Raw genomic sequence first — 17,310 nt, forward strand, 5'->3', positions numbered from 1 at the left:
GGGGGAGTCGCGCACCCGGCCCTACACGAGGCGGGGAGCGCCAGCCTCCCGGATGACGGGTACGGGCTGTCCGGCGACACGGGGAGCCTGCCCCGGGCGGGTGACAGGAAACCGCCGTACGGGCTGCTGCGGAGGCTTTGTCGATCCTGCCAAAGGAGCGTCAGGCCCGCACGTCGGCGGGAGGCGTGGGGCCGCCGCGGTCGGCCGTGCCCGAGGGGGCCGGAAACGCCGTTCCGGCCCCCCGCCGTCAGGAGGGATCGCGCCTGAGCCGGAACCAGTAGAAGCCGTGCCCCGCCAGGGTGAGCAGGTACGGCAGCTGGCCGATCGCCGGGAACCGCACCCCGCCGATCAGCTCCACCGGATGGCGGCCCTGGTACTGCCGCAGGTCCAGCTCGGTGGGCTGGGCGAACCGGGAGAAGTTGTTCACGCACAGCACCAGGTCGTCGCCGTCCTCGCGCAGGAACGCGAGCACCGCGGGGTTGCTGGACGGCAGCTCGGTGAACGAGCCGGTGCCGAACGCCGGGTTCTGCTTGCGGATCTCGATCATCCGGCGCGTCCAGTGCAGCAGCGAGCTGGGCGAACTCATCTGCGCCTCGACGTTGGTGACCTGGTACCCGTACACCGGGTCCATGATCGTCGGCAGGTAGAGCCGGCCGGGGTCGGAGGAGGAGAAGCCCGCGTTGCGGTCCGGCGTCCACTGCATCGGGGTGCGCACGCCGTCCCGGTCGCCGAGCCAGATGTTGTCGCCCATCCCGATCTCGTCGCCGTAGTAGAGGATCGGCGAGCCGGGCAGCGATAGCAGCAGCGCGGTGAACAGCTCGATCTGGTTGCGGTCGTTGTCCAGCAGCGGGGCCAGCCGGCGGCGGATGCCGATGTTCGCGCGCATCCGCGGGTCCTTGGCGTACTCCGCGTACATGTAGTCGCGTTCCTCGTCGGTGACCATTTCGAGGGTCAGCTCGTCGTGGTTGCGCAGGAAGATGCCCCACTGGCAGCCGGCCGGGATCGCCGGGGTCTTGGCCAGCACTTCGGAGACCGGGTAGCGGGACTCGCGGCGCACCGCCATGAAGATCCGCGGCATCACCGGGAAGTGGAACGCCATGTGGCACTCGTCGCCGCCGGCGGCGTAGTCGCCGAAGTAGTCGACCACGTCCTCCGGCCACTGGTTGGCCTCGGCGAGCAGCACGGTGTCCGGGTAGGACGCGTCGATCTCGGCCCGCACGCGCTTGAGGAAGTCGTGGGTGCGCGGCAGGTTCTCGCAGTTGGTGCCCTCCTCCTGGTAGAGGTACGGCACCGCGTCCAGCCGGAACCCGTCGATGCCCAGGTCCAGCCAGAACCGCAGCGCGGCCAGGATCTCCTCCTGCACCGCCGGGTTCTCGTAGTTGAGGTCCGGCTGGTGGGAGAAGAACCGGTGCCAGTAGTACTGCTTGCGCACCGGGTCGAACGTCCAGTTCGACGTCTCGGTGTCGACGAAGATGATCCGGGCGTCCGGGAACTGCTTGTCGTCGTCGGCCCAGGTGTAGTAGTCGCCGTACGGCCCGGTCGGGTCGCTGCGGGACTGCTGGAACCACGGGTGCTGGTCGCTGGTGTGGTTCATGACGAAGTCGATGATCACGCGCATGCCGCGCTGGTGCGCGGCGTCCACGAACTCCACGAAGTCGGCGAGGTCGCCGAACTCCGGGAGGACCGCGGTGTAGTCGGCCACGTCGTAGCCGCCGTCGCGCAGCGGCGAGGCGAAGAACGGCGGCAGCCACAGGCAGTCGACGCCCAGCCATTGCAGGTAGTCGAGTTTGGCGGTGATTCCCTTCAGGTCGCCTACGCCGTCGCCGTTGCTGTCCTGGAAGGAGCGGACGAGGACTTCGTAGAACACCGCCCGTTTGAACCAGTCGGGGTCACGGTCCTTGGCGGGCGTGTCCTCGAAGGTGTCGGGGACGGGTTCGTTGACGATCAACTGAGTGACCCTCCGATCGATGGAGACGGTCGCAGCGACAGGACGTGCGCGGGCGCGCGGCCCGGCTCGAGGCGCACATAGTTGTCCCTGCCCCAGTGGTAGGTCTCGCCGGTGAGCTCGTCGCGCACCGGGAACGACTCGTGCCAGGAGAGGCCGAGTTCCGGCATGTCCAACGACAGCGTCGCCTCCTGGGTGTGGAACGGGTCCAGGTTGGCGACCACCAGGACGACGTCGTCACCGCGCCGTTTGGAGTAGGCGAGGATCGCGTCGTTGTCCACCGGGTGGAAGGCGATGTCCCGAAGCTGGCGGAGCGCCGGGTGCCGGCGGCGCAGCCGGTTGAGCGTGGTGATCAGCGGGGCCAGCGAGCGCCCCGCCGCCTCGGCCGCGGCCCAGTCGCGCGGCCGCAGCTCGTACTTCTCCGAGTTGAGGTACTCCTCGCTGCCCGGGTGCGCGGGGGTGGCCTCGCACAGCTCGAAGCCGGCGTAGACCCCCCAGCTCGGCGAGAGGGTCGCGGCCAGCACGGCCCGCACCTCGAACGCGGGCCGGCCGCCGTGCTGCAGGTAGGCGTGCAGGATGTCGGGGGTGTTGACGAAGAAGTTCGGCCGCATCCAGGCCGCCTTCTCGCCGCTGAGCTCCCGCATGTAGTCGGTCAGCTCGTCCTTGCCGGTGCGCCAGGTGAAGTAGGTGTACGACTGCTGGAAGCCGATCTGGCCCAGCGTGCTCATCATCGCCGGACGGGTGAACGCCTCGGCCAGGAAGACCACGTCGGGGTCGGTGCGGTTGATCTCGGCGATGACCTTCTCCCAGAACACCACCGGCTTGGTGTGCGGGTTGTCCACCCGGAAGATCCGCACGCCGTGCGCCATCCAGTGCCGCAGCAGCCGCAGCGTCTCCCGGACGATCCCGGAGAAGTCCTGGTCGAAGGCGATGGGGTAGATGTCCTGGTACTTCTTCGGCGGGTTCTCCGCGTACGCCACCGTGCCGTCCGGGCGGCGGGCGAACCACTGCGGGTGCTCCTCGACCCACGGGTGGTCCGGCGAGCACTGGAGCGCGAAGTCCAGCGCCACCTCGATCCGCAGCTCCTTGGCCCGGGCCACGAAGTGGTCGAAGTCCTCCAGGGTGCCCAGGTCCGGGTGGACCGCGTCGTGGCCGCCCGCCGGGGAGCCGATCGCCCACGGCGAGCCGACGTCGTCGGGACCGGCCGTCAGGGTGTTGTTGCGGCCCTTGCGGAACGATGAGCCGATCGGGTGAATCGGCGGCAGGTAGACCACGTCGAAGCCCATCGCGGCGATCGCCGGCAGCCGCTTCGCCGCGGTGCGGAAGGTGCCCGAGCGCAGCGTGCCGTCGGCCTCGCGCACCGCGCCCTCCGAGCGCGGGAACATCTCGTACCAGGAGCCGAACAGCGCCCGCTCCCGCTCCACCTGCAGCGGCATCGGCCGCACCGCGCTGACCAGCTCCCGCAGCGGATGCCGGTCGAGCACCGCGACCACCTCGGGGTCCAGCGCGGCGGCGTGCCGGGCGGCGGCCGTCCGCTTGGTGTCGCGCAGCGCGTCCACCACGGCCAGCACGGTCTGTCGGCCGTCCTTCTTCGGCACCCCGGCCGCCGCCCGCTCGTGCAGCAGCGCGCCCTCGGCGAGCACCAGTTCGGTGTCGATGCCGGCCGGGATCTTCACGCCCGCCACGTGCCGCCAGGTGGCCACCGGGTCCGACCACGCCTCCACGGTGTACGTCCAGCGGCCCTCGGAGGTCGGCGTGACCCGCGCGCCCCACCGGTCGGTGCCCGGCGCCAGCTCCCGCATCGGCGTCCACGGCCCGCTGCGGCCCGACGGGTCGCGCAGCACCACGTTCGCCGCCACCGCGTCGTGCCCCTCGCGGAAGACGGTCGCGGTCACTTCGAAGGACTCGCCGACGACCGCCTTGGCCGGCCGGCGGCCGCAGTCCACCACGGGACGGACGTCGACGACGGGGATACGACCGATCATTTCCTCACCTGGCAGCTCAGTAGGGCTCTGGATGACGCGGACGGCGCCGGACGGCGGTTCCCTGTGCTCTTTTCTAACCCCTGTGGACGGGACCGGCCCGTCCGCGCGGCGACCGCGCACCGCGTTCACCCGGGTGGGCTTGCCGCCCCGGGGGCGCCCCGGGGCTGTCGTCCCGGGGCGCCCCCGAGCTGTCGTGCGGCCATGGCGGGAGCCTGCCCCGCCTTCGCCGGGGGAACGCACGACCTGACGGCGTTTCGGGAGCGCACCGCCGGGCCGCCGTGATGCGCCCCCGCCCGCCATGCCGCCCCGCGCGCTCCCACGAGCCCGCCGTTCGAGCGTTTGAAAAGCGGGATTGCGGACAAGGCCCGCGGGCGTCCCGCCGTCCGGGCTACGGTCGAGGGGTGAAGGCAATCCGTCGATTCACCGTGCGCACCGTCCTGCCGGAACCTCTGCGCCCGCTGGGGGAACTGGCCCAGAACCTACGCTGGTCGTGGCACCAGGAGACGAGGGAGCTGTTCCGGGGGGTGGACCCGGAGGGGTGGGCGGCCACCCAGGGCGACCCCGTCCGGCTGCTCGGCTCGGTCTCCAAGGAGCGGCTCACCGCGCTGGCCGGCGACCGCCGCTTCCTGCGCCGGCTGTCCACCGCCGCCGAGGACCTCGCCGACTACCTCTCCAACCCCCGCTGGTACCAGGACCAGAGCGACCTGCCGGCCGCCGTCGCCTACTTCTCGCCCGAGTTCGGCGTCACCTCCGCGCTGCCGCAGTACAGCGGCGGCCTGGGCATCCTGGCCGGCGACCACCTCAAGGCCGCGAGCGACCTCGGCGTCCCGCTGATCGGCGTCGGCCTGCTGTACCGGCACGGCTACTTCCGCCAGAGCCTGTCCCGCGAGGGCTGGCAGCAGGAGCAGTACCCGGTCCTCGACCCGAACTCGCTGCCGATGGCGCCGCTGTGCGACGCCGAGGGCGAGCCGGTGCGGATCTCGCTCACCCTCACCGGCGGCCGGCTGCTGGCCGCCCGGATCTGGAAGGCCCAGGTCGGCCGGGTGCCGCTGCTGCTGCTCGACTCCGACGTGGAGGCCAACCAGCCGGCCGAGCGCGACGTCACCGACCGGCTCTACGGCGGCGGCAGCGAGCACCGGCTGCTGCAGGAGATACTGCTGGGCATCGGCGGCGTGCGCGCGGTGCGCGCGTACTGCCGCATCACCGGCCACCCCGAGCCCGAGGTGTTCCACACCAACGAGGGCCACGCCGGCTTCCTGGGCCTGGAACGCATAAGGGAGCTGTCGCTGGAGGGGCTGGACTTCGACGCCGCCCTGGAAGCGGTCCGGGCCGGGACCGTCTTCACCACCCACACCCCGGTGCCGGCCGGCATCGACCGGTTCGACCGCGACCTGGTCGCCCGGCACCTCGGCGAGGGCGGCGCGCTGCCCGGCGTCGACGTCGGGCGGGTGCTGGAGCTGGGCCGGGAGACCTACCCCGGCGGCGACCCGCACCTGTTCAACATGGCCGTGATGGGCCTGCGGCTGGCCCAGCGGGCCAACGGCGTGTCCACCCTGCACGGCGCGGTCAGCCGGGAGATGTTCGCCGGACTGTGGCCGGGCTTCGACCCCGACGACGTGCCGATCACCTCCATCACCAACGGCGTGCACGCCCCCACCTGGGTGGCCCCCGAGGTGCAGCAGCTCGTCGCCCGGCACGTCGGCGCGCAGCACACCGAGGACGCGCTGACGGTGGGCGGCGCCGAGCGCTGGCGGGACGTGTCCAAGATCCCCGACGGCGCGCTGTGGGAGCTGCGCCGCACCCTGCGCGAGCAGCTGGTGGAGGACGTGCGGCGGCGGCTGCGGGACTCCTGGCGGCAGCGCGGCGCCGGCGAGGCGGAGCTGGGCTGGACCGACAGCGTCCTGGACCCGGACGTGCTGACCGTCGGCTTCGCCCGCCGGGTGCCCTCGTACAAGCGGCTGACGCTGATGCTGCGCGATCCCGACCGGCTCAGGGAGCTGCTGCTGCACCCCGAGCGGCCGATCCAGATCGTGGTGGCCGGCAAGGCCCACCCGGCCGACGACAGCGGCAAGCGGCTGGTCCAGGAGCTGGTCAGGTTCACCGACGACCCGCGGGTGCGGCACCGCATCGTCTTCCTGCCCGACTACGACATGCGGATGGCCCGGCTGCTCTACCCCGGCTGCGACGTCTGGCTGAACAACCCGCTGCGCCCGCTGGAGGCGTGCGGCACCTCGGGGATGAAGGCCGCGCTCAACGGCTGCCTCAACCTGTCGGTGCTGGACGGCTGGTGGGACGAGTGGTTCGACGGCGACAACGGCTGGGCGATCCCCACCGCCGAGGGCGTGGCCGACGAGGACCGGCGGGACGCGGTGGAGGCCGCGGCGCTGTACGACCTGCTGGAGGACCAGGTCGCGCCGTGCTTCTACGACCAGGGCGGGCGCGGGCTGCCGCAGCGCTGGATCGAGATGGTCCGGCACACCCTGGCCACGCTCGGCCCCAAGGTGCTGGCCGGCCGGATGGTCCGCGACTACGTCACCGGCCTGTACGCGCCGGCCGCCCGCTCGCACCGCGCGGTGCGCGGCGCCGCGGCGGCCGAGCTGGCCGAGTGGAAGGGGCGGGTGCGCTGGGAGTGGCCCCAGGTCTCGGTGGACCACGTCGAGACCTCCTCGGTGGAGGAGAACGGGGCCGCCGAGCTGGGCGCCACGCTCACCCTGCGCGCGCAGGTCGCGCTCTCCGGCCTGGACCCGCTGGACGTGGACGTGCAGCTGCTGTCCGGCCGGGTCGACGCCTCGGACCGGCTGGTCGACCCCGCGGTGGTGTCGCTGAAGCCCACCGGGCGGACCGACACCGCGGGCCGCCACCACTACGAGGGCCCGCTCACCCTGGACCGCACCGGCGCCTTCGGCTACACCGTCCGGGTGCTGCCCGCGCACCCGCTGCTGGCCACCCCGGCCGAGCTGGGCCTGGTCGCGGTGCCGGCCGAGGCCGGCGGCCTGACCGCGGGCGTCCTGCGCTGACAGCGGCGCGCGGCGGGAGTCCTGCTCCCGCCGCGCCCGTGCGGTCCGGTCTCAGCCGTCCGGCCTCAGCGGTCGGGTCGCGGCTGTCCGGTCAGCGGTCCGGTCCGGTCCGGACTCCGGTCTCAGTGGACGGTGCGGATGTTCTCGGCCTGCGGGCCCTTCTGGCCCTGGGTGACGTCGAACACCACCTTCTGGCCTTCCAGCAGTTCCCGGTAGCCCTGGGCGTCGATGTTCGAGTAGTGGGCGAAGACGTCGGAGCCGCCGCCGTCCTGCTCGATGAAGCCGAAGCCCTTTTCCGAGTTGAACCACTTCACGGTTCCGGTTGCCATATTTCTTCTCCTACGGGGTGGGGCAGAGTTTCCAGCTCCGCACTGTACGGACCGGAATAGCCGGACATGTTCACCCACACCGGAGAAATCAGGCAAAAAACACGACAGGCGTCGCCCCGGCGGGGGCGGCGCCTGTCGCGGTGTGCCGTACGGCTGGGCCGTTCAGGTGAACGTGTCAGCCGGTGCGCGGCCGGGGACCGGCCGGCTCAGCTGACGTTGAGGGCGGTGTCGTCGACGAGGAAGGAGGTGGCGAGGCTGGAGTCCTCGGTGCCGGTGAACTTCAGCGTGACGGTCTGGCCGGCGTACGAGGAGAGGTTGATGCTCTTCTGCACGTAGCCGCTGGAGCTGTTGAGGTTGGAGTAGGTGGCCAGGGTGGTGGAGCCGGCCGCGACGGTGAGCTTGTCGTAGGCCGTGCTCGTGCTGGTCTCCTTGGTCGTCACGTAGAGGTAGAAGGTGAAGGTGGCGCTGGTGCAGCTGGCCGGGATGGTCACGGACTGCGACAGCGTGTCGGTGTGGGTGCTGCCGTAGCCGTCCAGCCAGGCCTTGTAGGAGCCGGAGTGGGCCGGGGCGCCGGTGCTGTTGTCGATCACGCCGGAGCTGGCGGACCAGCCGGTGCTGCCGGACTCGAAGCCCGGGTTGGTCAGCACCTGGGCCGCGGTGCAGGTGCCGCCACCGCCGCCACCGCCGCCGCCCACCCGGCTGCCGACGCCGATCGCCGCCCAGGTGTTGGCCACCGTGTTGTAGGTGTCGCTGCCCGCGCCCCACAGGTCGGCCGCGGCCTGGAGGGACTGGGTGCGCGCCGCCGCGTAGTTGGTGGTGGAGGTGAAGCGCTCGGTCAGCGACTTGTACCAGAGCTTCAGCGCGTTGGCCCGGCCGATGCCCGGCACCGACTGGCCGTCGTAGGTCGGGCTGTTGTAGCTGACGCCGCCGATCACCTTCGCGCCGCTGCCCTCGGACAGCAGGTAGAAGAAGTGGTTGGCCGGGCCGGAGGAGTAGTGCACGTCCAGGCCGCCCAGGCTGGAGGACCAGTAGTCCTTCGAGCCGCCGTCCTTGCTCGGCTGGTCCATGTAGCGCAGCGGCGAGCCGTCGCCGTTGATGTCGATCTTCTCGCCGATGAGGTAGTCGCCCGGGTCGGAGGCGTTGTTCGCGTAGAACTCCACGCCGGTGCCCATGATGTCCGAGGTCGCCTCGTTGAGGCCGCCGGACTCACCCGAGTAGTTCAGGCCCGCGGAGTTGGCGGTGACGCCGTGGCTCATCTCGTGGCCCGCGACGTCCAGCGCGGTGAGCGGATGGGCGTTGCCGCTGCCGTCGCCGTAGGTCATGCAGAAGCAGGAGTCGTCCCAGAAGGCGTTGACGTAGCTGTTGCCGTAGTGGGTGCGGGAGTAGGCGGCCCGGCCGTCGTTCGCGATGCCGTTGCGGCCGAAGGTGTTCTTGTAGTAGTCCCACGTCTCCTGCGCGCCGTACGCCGCGTCCACGCCGGCCGTCTGCGCGGTGGTGCCGTTGCCGTCGCCCCAGGTGTCGTCGGCGTCGGTGAACAGCGTCCCGGTGCCGGAGGTGGAGTGGTTGAGGTTGTACGTCTTGTGGCCGCCGCGGGTGTTGTCCAGCAGCTGGTAGGTGCTGCCCGACAGCGTGGTGCCGATGGTCACCTGGCCGCTGTACTCACTGTTGCCGACGCCGGTCTCGATGCCCTGGTAGGAGTAGAGCTTCTTGCCGGTGGCGGCGTCGGTGATCACGTGCAGCTGGTTGGGCGTGCCGTCGTCCTGGAACCCGCCGACCACCGACTCCCAGGCCAGCACGGGGGTGCCGGAAGCGGCCCAGACCACCTTGCGCGGCGCGCCGGCCGCGGCCGGGTCGGTCGCGCCCTGGGCCTTCGCCGTGGACAGCGCGGCGGCCTTCGCCGCGTCGGCGGAGGTGGCCGCGGTGGTGGTCGGCACCGAGATGACCGCGTTCGTCGCGCGGTCGACGCCGGTGGTGGCGCCGGCCGCGTCCCGCGCCACGACCAGGTCGCCGCCGAGCACCGGCAGGCCGGCGTAGGTGCGCTCGTAGCGGGTGTGGGTGGTGCCGTCGGCGTCCTGGACGACGTCCTTGACGACCAGCTTCTCCTGCGCCCCCAGGTGCAGCGAGGACGCGGCCGCCGCCGTCCCGGACTGCGCCTGGGCGATCAGGGCGGCGTGCTGGGCGGGGGACAGCGACGCGGGCAGCGCGCCGGCGCGCGGCTGCACATGGGCCGCGCTCGCGGCGGTGCCGCCGGCCGGGGCGCTCGCCGCGGCCGGGCCGGCCGGGAAGGCCACCGCGACCATGGCGGCGCCGGCTATCAGCGCGCCTGCGGCGGCGGCTGTCGTGCGGGGGGATCTGCGCACTGGTGAACTCCTTCTGCGGCGGCCGCTTGTGGCGGCCGGGACAGTCCGGGCCGTGTGGGGTCGGTGGGGTGCCCGGGCGATGGTGAACCGTGCGGGTGTGGTGGGACGGCCCACAGGGTGGCATTCTTTACCTGTCCATGTCATTGACATGGCCTGAACTTGGCCGAAAGTCGTCCGATGAGCGGATTCGGGCATCCGTATAGCGGGCGCGGGGAGGCTGCGACGTGGGCGCGCGGGGGGCGGGCGCGGCGCGTGCGCGGCGGGCGCGGGGGGTGCGCCGGCGGACGCCCGGCCGGCGGGGAAAACCAGGTGAGGCTGTCGGTGGCGGCCCCTAGGGTCGTGAGGTGATGCCTGCCACGACCCCCGACGCCGCGCCCGTCCGCCCGCCCTCCCGCTCCTCCGTCCGCTCGCTGCTGCGGCTGTGGCCCTACGTCAGACCCGTGCGCGCCAGGCTCGGCTGGTCGGCGGCCGTCGCGATCGTCGCCTCCTGCATGGCGCTGCTCATCCCGCTGGTGCTCAAGTGGATGGTCGACGGACCGATCTCCGACCACGACACCGGCGGCATCTGGATCGGCGGCCTGCTCGTGCTGGTCCTCGGCCTGCTGGAGGCCGGGCTGTTCGGCGTTCGGCGCTGGCTGGTGGCCCGGCCGCTGGCCGGCGTCGAGGCGGCGATGCGCGCCGACCTCTACCGCAGGCTGCAGCGGCTCCCGGTGGCGTTCCACGACCGCTGGGCGTCCGGCCAGCTGCTGTCGCGCGCCACCATGGACCTGCAGATCCTGCGCATGTTCCTGGCGTTCCCGCTGGTCTTCCTGGTGGTCAACACCGCCACCGTGGTCATCGGCTTCGCGATCCTGTTCGTCCAGTCCTGGCTGCTCGGGCTGCTGCTGCTGGCCCCGGCGGTGCCGCTGGTCGTCCTCTGCTCGTACTTCGAGACCTCCTACGCGCTGGCCGCCCGCCGCGCCCAGGACCAGGCCGGCGACCTGGCCACGCTGGTCGAGGAGTCGGTGCTCGGCATCCGCATCGTCAAGGCGTTCGGCCGGCACCGCAGCCAGGCCCGCGCCTTCCGCGACCAGACGCAGGGGCTGTGGCGCACCGAGATGCGCAAGGCCCGGCTGCTGTCCGACCTGTGGGCGGTCATCATCACCCTGCCCGAGATCGCGATCGGCGCCGCCCTGGTCGTCGGCGTCCTCCAGGTCTCCGACGACCGGCTGTCCGCCGGCACCCTGGTCGCCTTCCTGTCCACCGCGCTGGCGCTGCGCTGGCCGGTGGAGTCCATCGGCTTCCTGCTCGCCATGACCAACGAGTCGGCGACCGCGGCCGACCGCTACTTCGAGGCGATGGACACCGCGGAGACCGACCCGGGCGGAGCGGACCTGCCGCACCACGCCGACGGCATCCGGCTGGAAGGCGTCCGCTTCCGCTACCCCGACGCCCCGGACGGCACTCCCGACCTGCTCACCGGCGTCGACCTGCACGTGCGGACCGGCGAGACCATGGCCCTGGTCGGCGCCACCGGCTGCGGCAAGACCACGCTCACCGCGCTGCTGCCCCGGCTGCACGAGGCCACCGGCGGCCGGATCACCCTGGACGGCGCCGACATCGCCGAGCTGCCGGTGGGCCGGGTCCGCGAGCTGGTCGCGGTCGCCTTCGAGGAGCCGACCCTCTTCTCCGCGACCGTGCGGGAGAACGTCCTGATGGGCGCGGGTCCGGACGGCGCCGACGAGGCGCAGGTGCGGCGGGCGCTGGAGGTCGCCCAGTGCGACTTCGTCGACCGGCTGCCCCAAGGACTGGACACCCAGGTCGGCGAGCAGGGCCTGAGCCTGTCCGGCGGCCAGCGGCAGCGGCTCGCACTGGCCCGCGCGGTGGTCGGCCGGCCCCGCTTCCTGGTGCTGGACGACCCGCTGTCGGCGCTGGACGTGCACACCGAGGCGCTGGTCGAGGCCGCGCTGCGGGAGGTGCTGCGCCGGACCACCGCGCTGGTCGTCGCGCACCGGCCGTCGACCGTCCTGCTCGCCGACCGGGTCGCGCTGATGTCCGGCGGCCGCGTCACGGCGGTCGGCACCCACGCCGAACTGCTGCGGGACAGCGCGGAGTACCGGCGCCTGATGTCCGGCGGGGACGACGCGGAGGCGGCGGAGACCTCGCAGTCCCCGGGCGGCGCGGACACCCCGGACGCCGCGGACACCCCGGACGCCGCGGACCTGGACGAGGCCGCCGGCCTGGAGAGGAGCGACGCACGATGACTTCCGTGGCCGAACAGCCCGAGGCGGAAGCCGCGGCGACGACGCAGCCGGGGGAGGAGCCGGCGAGGCGGCCGGCCTGGACGGGGGCGGCGCGCCCGGCACCGCCGTGGCCGACCCGTTCGCCGCGGACGTCCTGCCCGCGCCCAAGAACGCCCAGCTCACCCTGCTGCGTTCGCTGCTGCACGACCACCGGCGCCGGGTCTGGCTGGGCACCGTCCTGCTGCTGGTCCAGCAGGCCGCGGTCCAGGCCGGGCCGCTGCTCGTCGCGTACGCCATCGACCACGCCATCCCGCAGGTGCGGCACGGCCGGCACGGCGCGCTGATCGCCGTCGCCTGCGGCTACCTGGCCTGCGGACTGGCCGCCGGCGTGCTGCAGCGCGGCTTCATCCGGGTCGCCGCCCGGGTCAGCCAGGACGTGCTGGTGGACCTGCGCGGCCGGATCTTCCGGCACGCCCAGACCCTCAGCCTGGACTTCCACGAGCGCTACACCTCCGGCCGGCTGATCGCCCGCGCCACCTCCGACGTCGAGACGATCCGCGAACTGCTCACCGACGGCCTGGAGGAACTGGTCGAGGTGGTGCTCTCCGCGGTGTACATCAGCGTGCTGCTGTTCTTCCTGGACTGGCGGCTCGCGCTCGCCACGCTCGCGTCGTACGGGCCGCTCTACGTCGCCGTCCGGATCTTCCAGCGCCGCTCGATGATCGCCTACCGCAGACGTTCGACGGCCATCGCCGCGGTCATCGTGAAGTTCACCGAGACGATGAACGGCATCCGGCCGGTGAAGGCGTTCCGCCGCGAGGAGCCCAATGACGCGGCCTTCGCCGAGCTGAACCGCCGCCACGAGCGCGCCAACGGCGACGCCATCCTGGAGATGGCCCGCTACGTCGTCGGCTCCCGCCTGATCGCCAACATCACCATCGCGGCCATCGTGCTGTGGGGCGCCTACCGGGTGGCCGAGGGCGGCATGGCGCTCGGCGTCCTCGCCGCGTTCGTGCTCTACCTGCGCCGGCTGTACGACCCGATCGACCGGCTGGGGATGTTCCTCAACTCCTACCAGTCGGCCGCCGCCTCGCTGGAGAAGATCGCCGGGCTGCTCGCCCAGGAGCCGACCGTGCCCGAGCCGCGCGAGCCGCGCCCGCTGCCCGAGCGCGGCGGCGAACTGCCCGGCCGCGAGGTGGTCTTCGACGGCGTGCGGTTCGCCTACCGCACCGGCGGCGAGGTGCTGCCGCGGTTCGACCTGACGCTGCCGGCCGGCCAGACCGTCGCCGTGGTCGGCGCGACCGGCGCGGGCAAGTCGACGCTGGCCAAGCTGCTGGCCCGGTTCTACGACCCGACCGACGGCCGGGTGCTGCTCGACGGCGTCGACCTGCGCGACCTGGCCCGTCCCGACCTGCGCGACCTGGCCCGTCCCGACCTGCGCCGCGGGGTGGTGATGGTGACCCAGGAGGCGTTCCTGTTCTCCGGCACGGTCGCGGACAACATCGCCATCGGACGCCCCGACGCCACCCGCGAGCAGGTCGAGGAGGCCGCCCGGGCGATCGGCGCGCACGACTTCATCGCCGCGCTCCCGGACGGCTACGACACCGACGTGCGCAAGCGCGGCGGCCGGATCTCCGCGGGGCAGCGCCAACTGGTCGCGTTCGCGCGGGCGCTGCTCGCGGACCCGGCGGTGCTGATCCTGGACGAGGCCACCTCCTCGCTCGACGTGCCGGGCGAACGGGCGGTGCAGCACGCCATGCACACGGTGCTGCGCGGCCGCACCGCGGTGATCATCGCGCACCGGCTGTCCACGGTGGAGATCGCCGACCGGGTGCTGGTGATGCGCGACGGCCGCGTGGTCGAGGACGGCCCGCCCGCCGACCTGATCGCCGGCTCCGGCCACTTCGCGGGCCTGCACCAGGCCTGGCGCGACAGCCTGGTCTGAGCGGACAGCCCGGGCCCACCGGGGCCTGCGTCCGCCGCTACCCGCGGGCCGGCGCGGACAGTTGGCGCAGCGTCCAGCCGTGGCCGCGCGGGTCGAGGGGGCGGGTCGCGGCGGTGAAGACCTCCGCGGCGCGGCGGTAGGACAGCCGGCCGCGGGACGTCGCGAACAGCGGCCCGCGCACCCGCCCGAGGACGAGCAGCGGCAGCAACCCGGCCGCGCCGTCGCCCCAGCGCAGCGCGGTGTCTCCGTGCTCGCGGGTGCGCCGGGCCGGCAGGTCCAGGTGGTCGACGTCGAGGGCGAGGACGCGCTCGATCGCCGCGCCCGACTCGTGCAGCACGTGCCACAGGGCCTTCTCCCGCAGCGGGACGGGCAGGTCGAGCACGGCCCGCACCTGGCGGGCGTCGAGCCCGGACCCGCCGCGCGGCTCGGCCACCGCGACGCGGCGCAGTCCGGCCGCGGGATCGCCGGCCAGCCAGCCCTGTTCCCGCCACCAGGACAGCGCCGCGGTGAGGATCGACAACTCGCGGTTGGCGGTGCGCGCGCCCGCGGTCGCCGCCCGCGCCGCGAACGCCGCCCGCAGCCGCGTCCGGGCCCGCGGGGTCTCCAGCAGCGCCAGCGGAACGGCCGGCGGCACCGCGCCGCGCCGGCTCCGCCCGCCGGCGCGGGGCGGTCCACCAGCGCCCAGGCCCAGGTGGTGAGCGCGATGCGGTACACGCGGCGCGACCCCTCGCCGAGCGCGGCCCCGGTGAGGAACCGCTCCACGGCGACCGCGTACTCCACCGGCCGGCTCATCGGCGTACTCCTCCCGTCCGCCGCGACAGCTCCCCGTATCCGTCCACAACCGCAGTAAACACCTCTCGACTCGACCCACATTGAGCTTAGCCTTGATCCGAGGCGACTCATATCTTGGCGCCGTGGGTCTGGCGTGTCGGCGTCCGGCCCCCGCACGCTGCGCCCATGCCCGACACCTCCCGGCGCTTCCGCCGCCCCGCTCCCGGCTCCCGCCCCGGCCCCGCCGCCCGGCTCGCGGTCCTGCGCGAACGCGACTTCCGCCGCTTCTTCCTCGGCTACGCCACCTCGCTGCTCGGCTCGTCCATGGCGTCGGTCGCGGTGACCTTCGCGGTCCTGGGCGCCGGCGGCGGGGGCACGGAGGTGGGCGCGGTGCTTGCCGCGCGGACGCTGCCGCTCGTGCTCGTGCTGCTCGTCGGCGGCGTCGTCTCCGACCGGCTCGGCAGCCGCCGCGTGATGCTCGCCGCCGACGCCGTGCGCTGCCTCACCCAGGCGGGCCTCGCGGCCGTCCTGTTCGCCCGCGCCCCCGCGCTGTGGACGCTGATCGCGCTGGTCGCCCTCTGGGGCGCGGCGGAGGCGCTGTTCACCCCGGCACTGGGCGCGCTGGTGCCGGGCATCACCCGCGACGCGGTGCTGTCCGACGCCAACGCGCTGCTGGGCATGGTCCGTTCCGGCGCGTCCATCGTCGGCCCGGTGCTCGCGGGGCTGCTCACCGCGGCCGTGGGCGCGGCCGTCGTGCTCGCCCTGGACGCCGCGAGCTACGCGGCCAGCGTCGTCGCGCTCCTGCTGCTGCCCCGCACCGCGCCGCCGGCCGCGCACACGGCGTCCTTCGCGGCCGAACTGCGCGAGGGCTGGACGGAGTTCCGGTCCCGTACGTGGGTGTGGGTGACCTCGGTGCACTACTGCCTGTTCAACTTCGTGGTCTGGGCGCCGTTCCTGGTCCTCGGACCGGTGCTCGCGCAGCGCCGGCTCGGCGGCGCGAGCGCGTGGGGCGTGGTCATGGCGGTGTACGGCGCGGGCGCGGTGGCCGGCGGCCTGGCGCTGCTCGGCCGCCGGCCCCGCCGGCCGGTGTTCACGGCGACCGCCGCCTCGCTGGGCTTCGCGCTGCCGCCCGCGGCGCTCGCGGCCGGCCGGAGCCTGCCGTGGATCTGCGCGGGCGCGTTCGCCGCGGGCGTCGGCGCGGCGGTGTCCGGCGCGCTCTCCACCACCGCCATCCAGCGGCAGGTGCCGCGTGAGGCGCTCGCGCGGGTGAGCGCGTACGAGAGCTTCGGGGCGTTCGTCCTCGGGCCCGCGGGACTGGCCGCCGCGGGACCGCTGGCCGCCCTCGCCGGCGCGCCGCGCGTCCTGGCCCTCGGCGCGGCCTGGCAGGTCGCCGCGGTGGCCGTGGTCCTCGCCGTCCCCGAGGTCCGCGGCGCGGACCGGGGCGGAGCCGCGGACCCGGCGGACGGACCGGAGAGCCCGCCCCCCGCGCCTGCGCCGGGCGCTCCCGATCCCGCGGCCCCCGCGCCCGCTAGCTGTACTGACCCGTGAGGTTGGTGACGCGACTGGCGGGTGGTTGGCCCTTCAGCGCAGTGTGCCCGCGGTGGTGGTTGTAGGTGTGCAGCCAGAGAGGGTAGGCATCGCGTCGTTCAGCTTCGGACCGGTAGGGCTTGGCGTAGGCCCATTCGTCGAGAAGGGTGCGGTTGAACCGTTCGACCTTGCCGTTGGTCTGGGGGCGGTAGGGGCGGGTCCGCTTGTGTGAAATCCCCTGCTCGGCAGGTGAGTTGCGCCAGAGGCGGGATCGGTAGCAGGACCCGTTGTCGGTCAGGACCCGGCGGACGGTTATTCCGGCGGTGGCGAAGAATGTGTGGGCCCGTTGCCAGAATCCGACGGCAGTTTCCTTCTTCTCGTCGATCAGGATCTCGCTGTAGGCGAGCCGGGAGTGGTCGTCGATGGCGTTGTGCAGGAAGCTCATGCCCGCCTTCGCGCGGTTCTTACGGCCCGCCTGCCTGCCGAGGTCCTTGTGACCGCCGCCGTCGGGGATGTTGCCGAGCTTTGTGATGTCGACGTGTACGAGGTCGCCCGGGGTGGCGTGTTCGTAGCGGCGGATGACCCGGCCGGTGACTCGGTCCAGGTGGGTTAGACGGGCGAGACCGTAGCGTGTCAGGACGCGGTGGACGGTGGCCGGGTTCAGTCCGAGAAGGTAGGCGATGCGAGCAGGCCCCAGTGGCGCAGGATGCGGACCTTGATGATCCGGCGCTCGGTTCGGGCGGGGGTCCGGCGTGGGCTGCGCTGAGGCCGTGAGGAGCGGTCGGTCATGCCGGCCACGCCGAGTTCGCGGTAGCGGGTGGCCCACCGCTGGGCCGTGGTGGGTGAGACCTGGAAGCGTTCAGCGGCCCGCCGCAGCGGCCAGCCGTCCTCGACGACACAGCGGGCCAGGCGCAGGCGGCCGGTCTCGGTCAAGGGCGCGTTCCGGTGGACCATGCGGGGTCTCTCTGAGTCTGAGAATGACGATGGCCGGGCGCACGGGCGAGTCCCGTACTCCCAGCCGGGGTGGGGTGGTGTTGTTCGCGACGTCGAGAAGCGGTGCCAGGGCTGTGAGCAAGGGCGAAGGCAGGTCGGACGGCATGATCTCGCCGCACCACGTACCGTCGCCCGAGCCGTCGGCTTTACGCGGTGGCGAAGAACGTTTTGAGATGATCGGCCACGGCCTTCGGATTGCCGCGCCCGGACGCGAGA

At 73.1% G+C, this 17,310-nt stretch carries 9 protein-coding genes and 1 pseudogene; 4 read left to right on the plus strand and 6 right to left on the minus strand.

Features of this window, described 5'->3' with window-relative positions; genetic code table 11:
• Positions 1-247: 247 nt before the first annotated feature.
• Positions 248-1,948, minus strand: coding sequence for a maltose alpha-D-glucosyltransferase (gene treS / locus VSR01_RS28875; RefSeq protein WP_326452002.1), 1,701 nt, complete (start codon positions 1,946-1,948; stop codon positions 248-250).
• Positions 1,945-3,930 carry an alpha-1,4-glucan--maltose-1-phosphate maltosyltransferase gene (locus tag VSR01_RS28880; RefSeq protein WP_326452003.1) on the minus strand — a complete coding sequence of 662 codons (1,986 nt, stop codon included), beginning with the start codon at positions 3,928-3,930 and terminating at the stop codon, positions 1,945-1,947. The genes treS and VSR01_RS28880 overlap by 4 nt, the downstream gene beginning before the upstream one ends.
• A 401-nt stretch (positions 3,931-4,331) precedes the next feature.
• Here VSR01_RS28880 and glgP point away from each other — a divergent pair, with 401 nt between their 5' ends.
• A complete protein-coding gene (gene glgP / locus VSR01_RS28885; RefSeq protein ID WP_326452004.1) occupies positions 4,332-6,947 on the plus strand; it encodes an alpha-glucan family phosphorylase in 2,616 nt (871 codons plus the stop codon).
• Between the two features lie 122 nt (positions 6,948-7,069).
• Here the strand turns inward: glgP and VSR01_RS28890 are convergent, their stop codons facing one another.
• Together VSR01_RS28890 and VSR01_RS28895 are read right to left on the minus strand one after the other, a co-directional pair.
• Positions 7,070-7,276, minus strand: coding sequence for a cold-shock protein (locus VSR01_RS28890; RefSeq protein WP_326452005.1), 207 nt, complete (start codon positions 7,274-7,276; stop codon positions 7,070-7,072).
• 206 nt (positions 7,277-7,482) lie between these two features.
• A complete protein-coding gene (locus tag VSR01_RS28895; RefSeq protein ID WP_442785715.1) occupies positions 7,483-9,576 on the minus strand; it encodes a M4 family metallopeptidase in 2,094 nt (697 codons plus the stop codon).
• 407 nt (positions 9,577-9,983) lie between these two features.
• On the opposite strand from VSR01_RS28895, the gene VSR01_RS28900 reads away from it, so the two are divergent.
• Together VSR01_RS28900 and VSR01_RS28905 are read left to right on the plus strand one after the other, a co-directional pair.
• Positions 9,984-11,879 carry an ABC transporter ATP-binding protein gene (locus VSR01_RS28900; protein ID WP_326452007.1) on the plus strand — a complete coding sequence of 632 codons (1,896 nt, stop codon included), beginning with the start codon at positions 9,984-9,986 and terminating at the stop codon, positions 11,877-11,879.
• A gap of 106 nt (positions 11,880-11,985) precedes the next feature.
• Positions 11,986-13,803, plus strand: a complete 1,818-nt coding sequence (locus tag VSR01_RS28905) for an ABC transporter ATP-binding protein (protein ID WP_326452008.1) — start codon at positions 11,986-11,988, stop codon at positions 13,801-13,803.
• Between the two features lie 37 nt (positions 13,804-13,840).
• Here VSR01_RS28905 and VSR01_RS28910 read toward each other — a convergent pair whose 3' ends face one another.
• The gene (locus VSR01_RS28910; RefSeq protein ID WP_326452009.1) at positions 13,841-14,437 is read right to left on the minus strand and encodes a hypothetical protein; all 597 of its coding nucleotides are present in this window, start codon (positions 14,435-14,437) and stop codon (positions 13,841-13,843) included.
• 323 nt (positions 14,438-14,760) lie between these two features.
• Between VSR01_RS28910 and VSR01_RS28915 the strand changes: the two genes are divergently transcribed.
• A complete protein-coding gene (locus VSR01_RS28915; protein WP_326452010.1) occupies positions 14,761-16,122 on the plus strand; it encodes an MFS transporter in 1,362 nt (453 codons plus the stop codon).
• Here the strand turns inward: VSR01_RS28915 and VSR01_RS28920 are convergent.
• Positions 16,103-17,055, minus strand: a pseudogene (locus tag VSR01_RS28920) (IS481 family transposase). The gene VSR01_RS28915 and the pseudogene VSR01_RS28920 sit on opposite strands and share 20 nt — an antisense overlap.
• Positions 17,056-17,310: the final 255 nt, after the last annotated feature.

Source organism: Actinacidiphila sp. DG2A-62 (assembly GCF_035825295.1).
Lineage (GTDB): Bacteria > Actinomycetota > Actinomycetes > Streptomycetales > Streptomycetaceae > Actinacidiphila.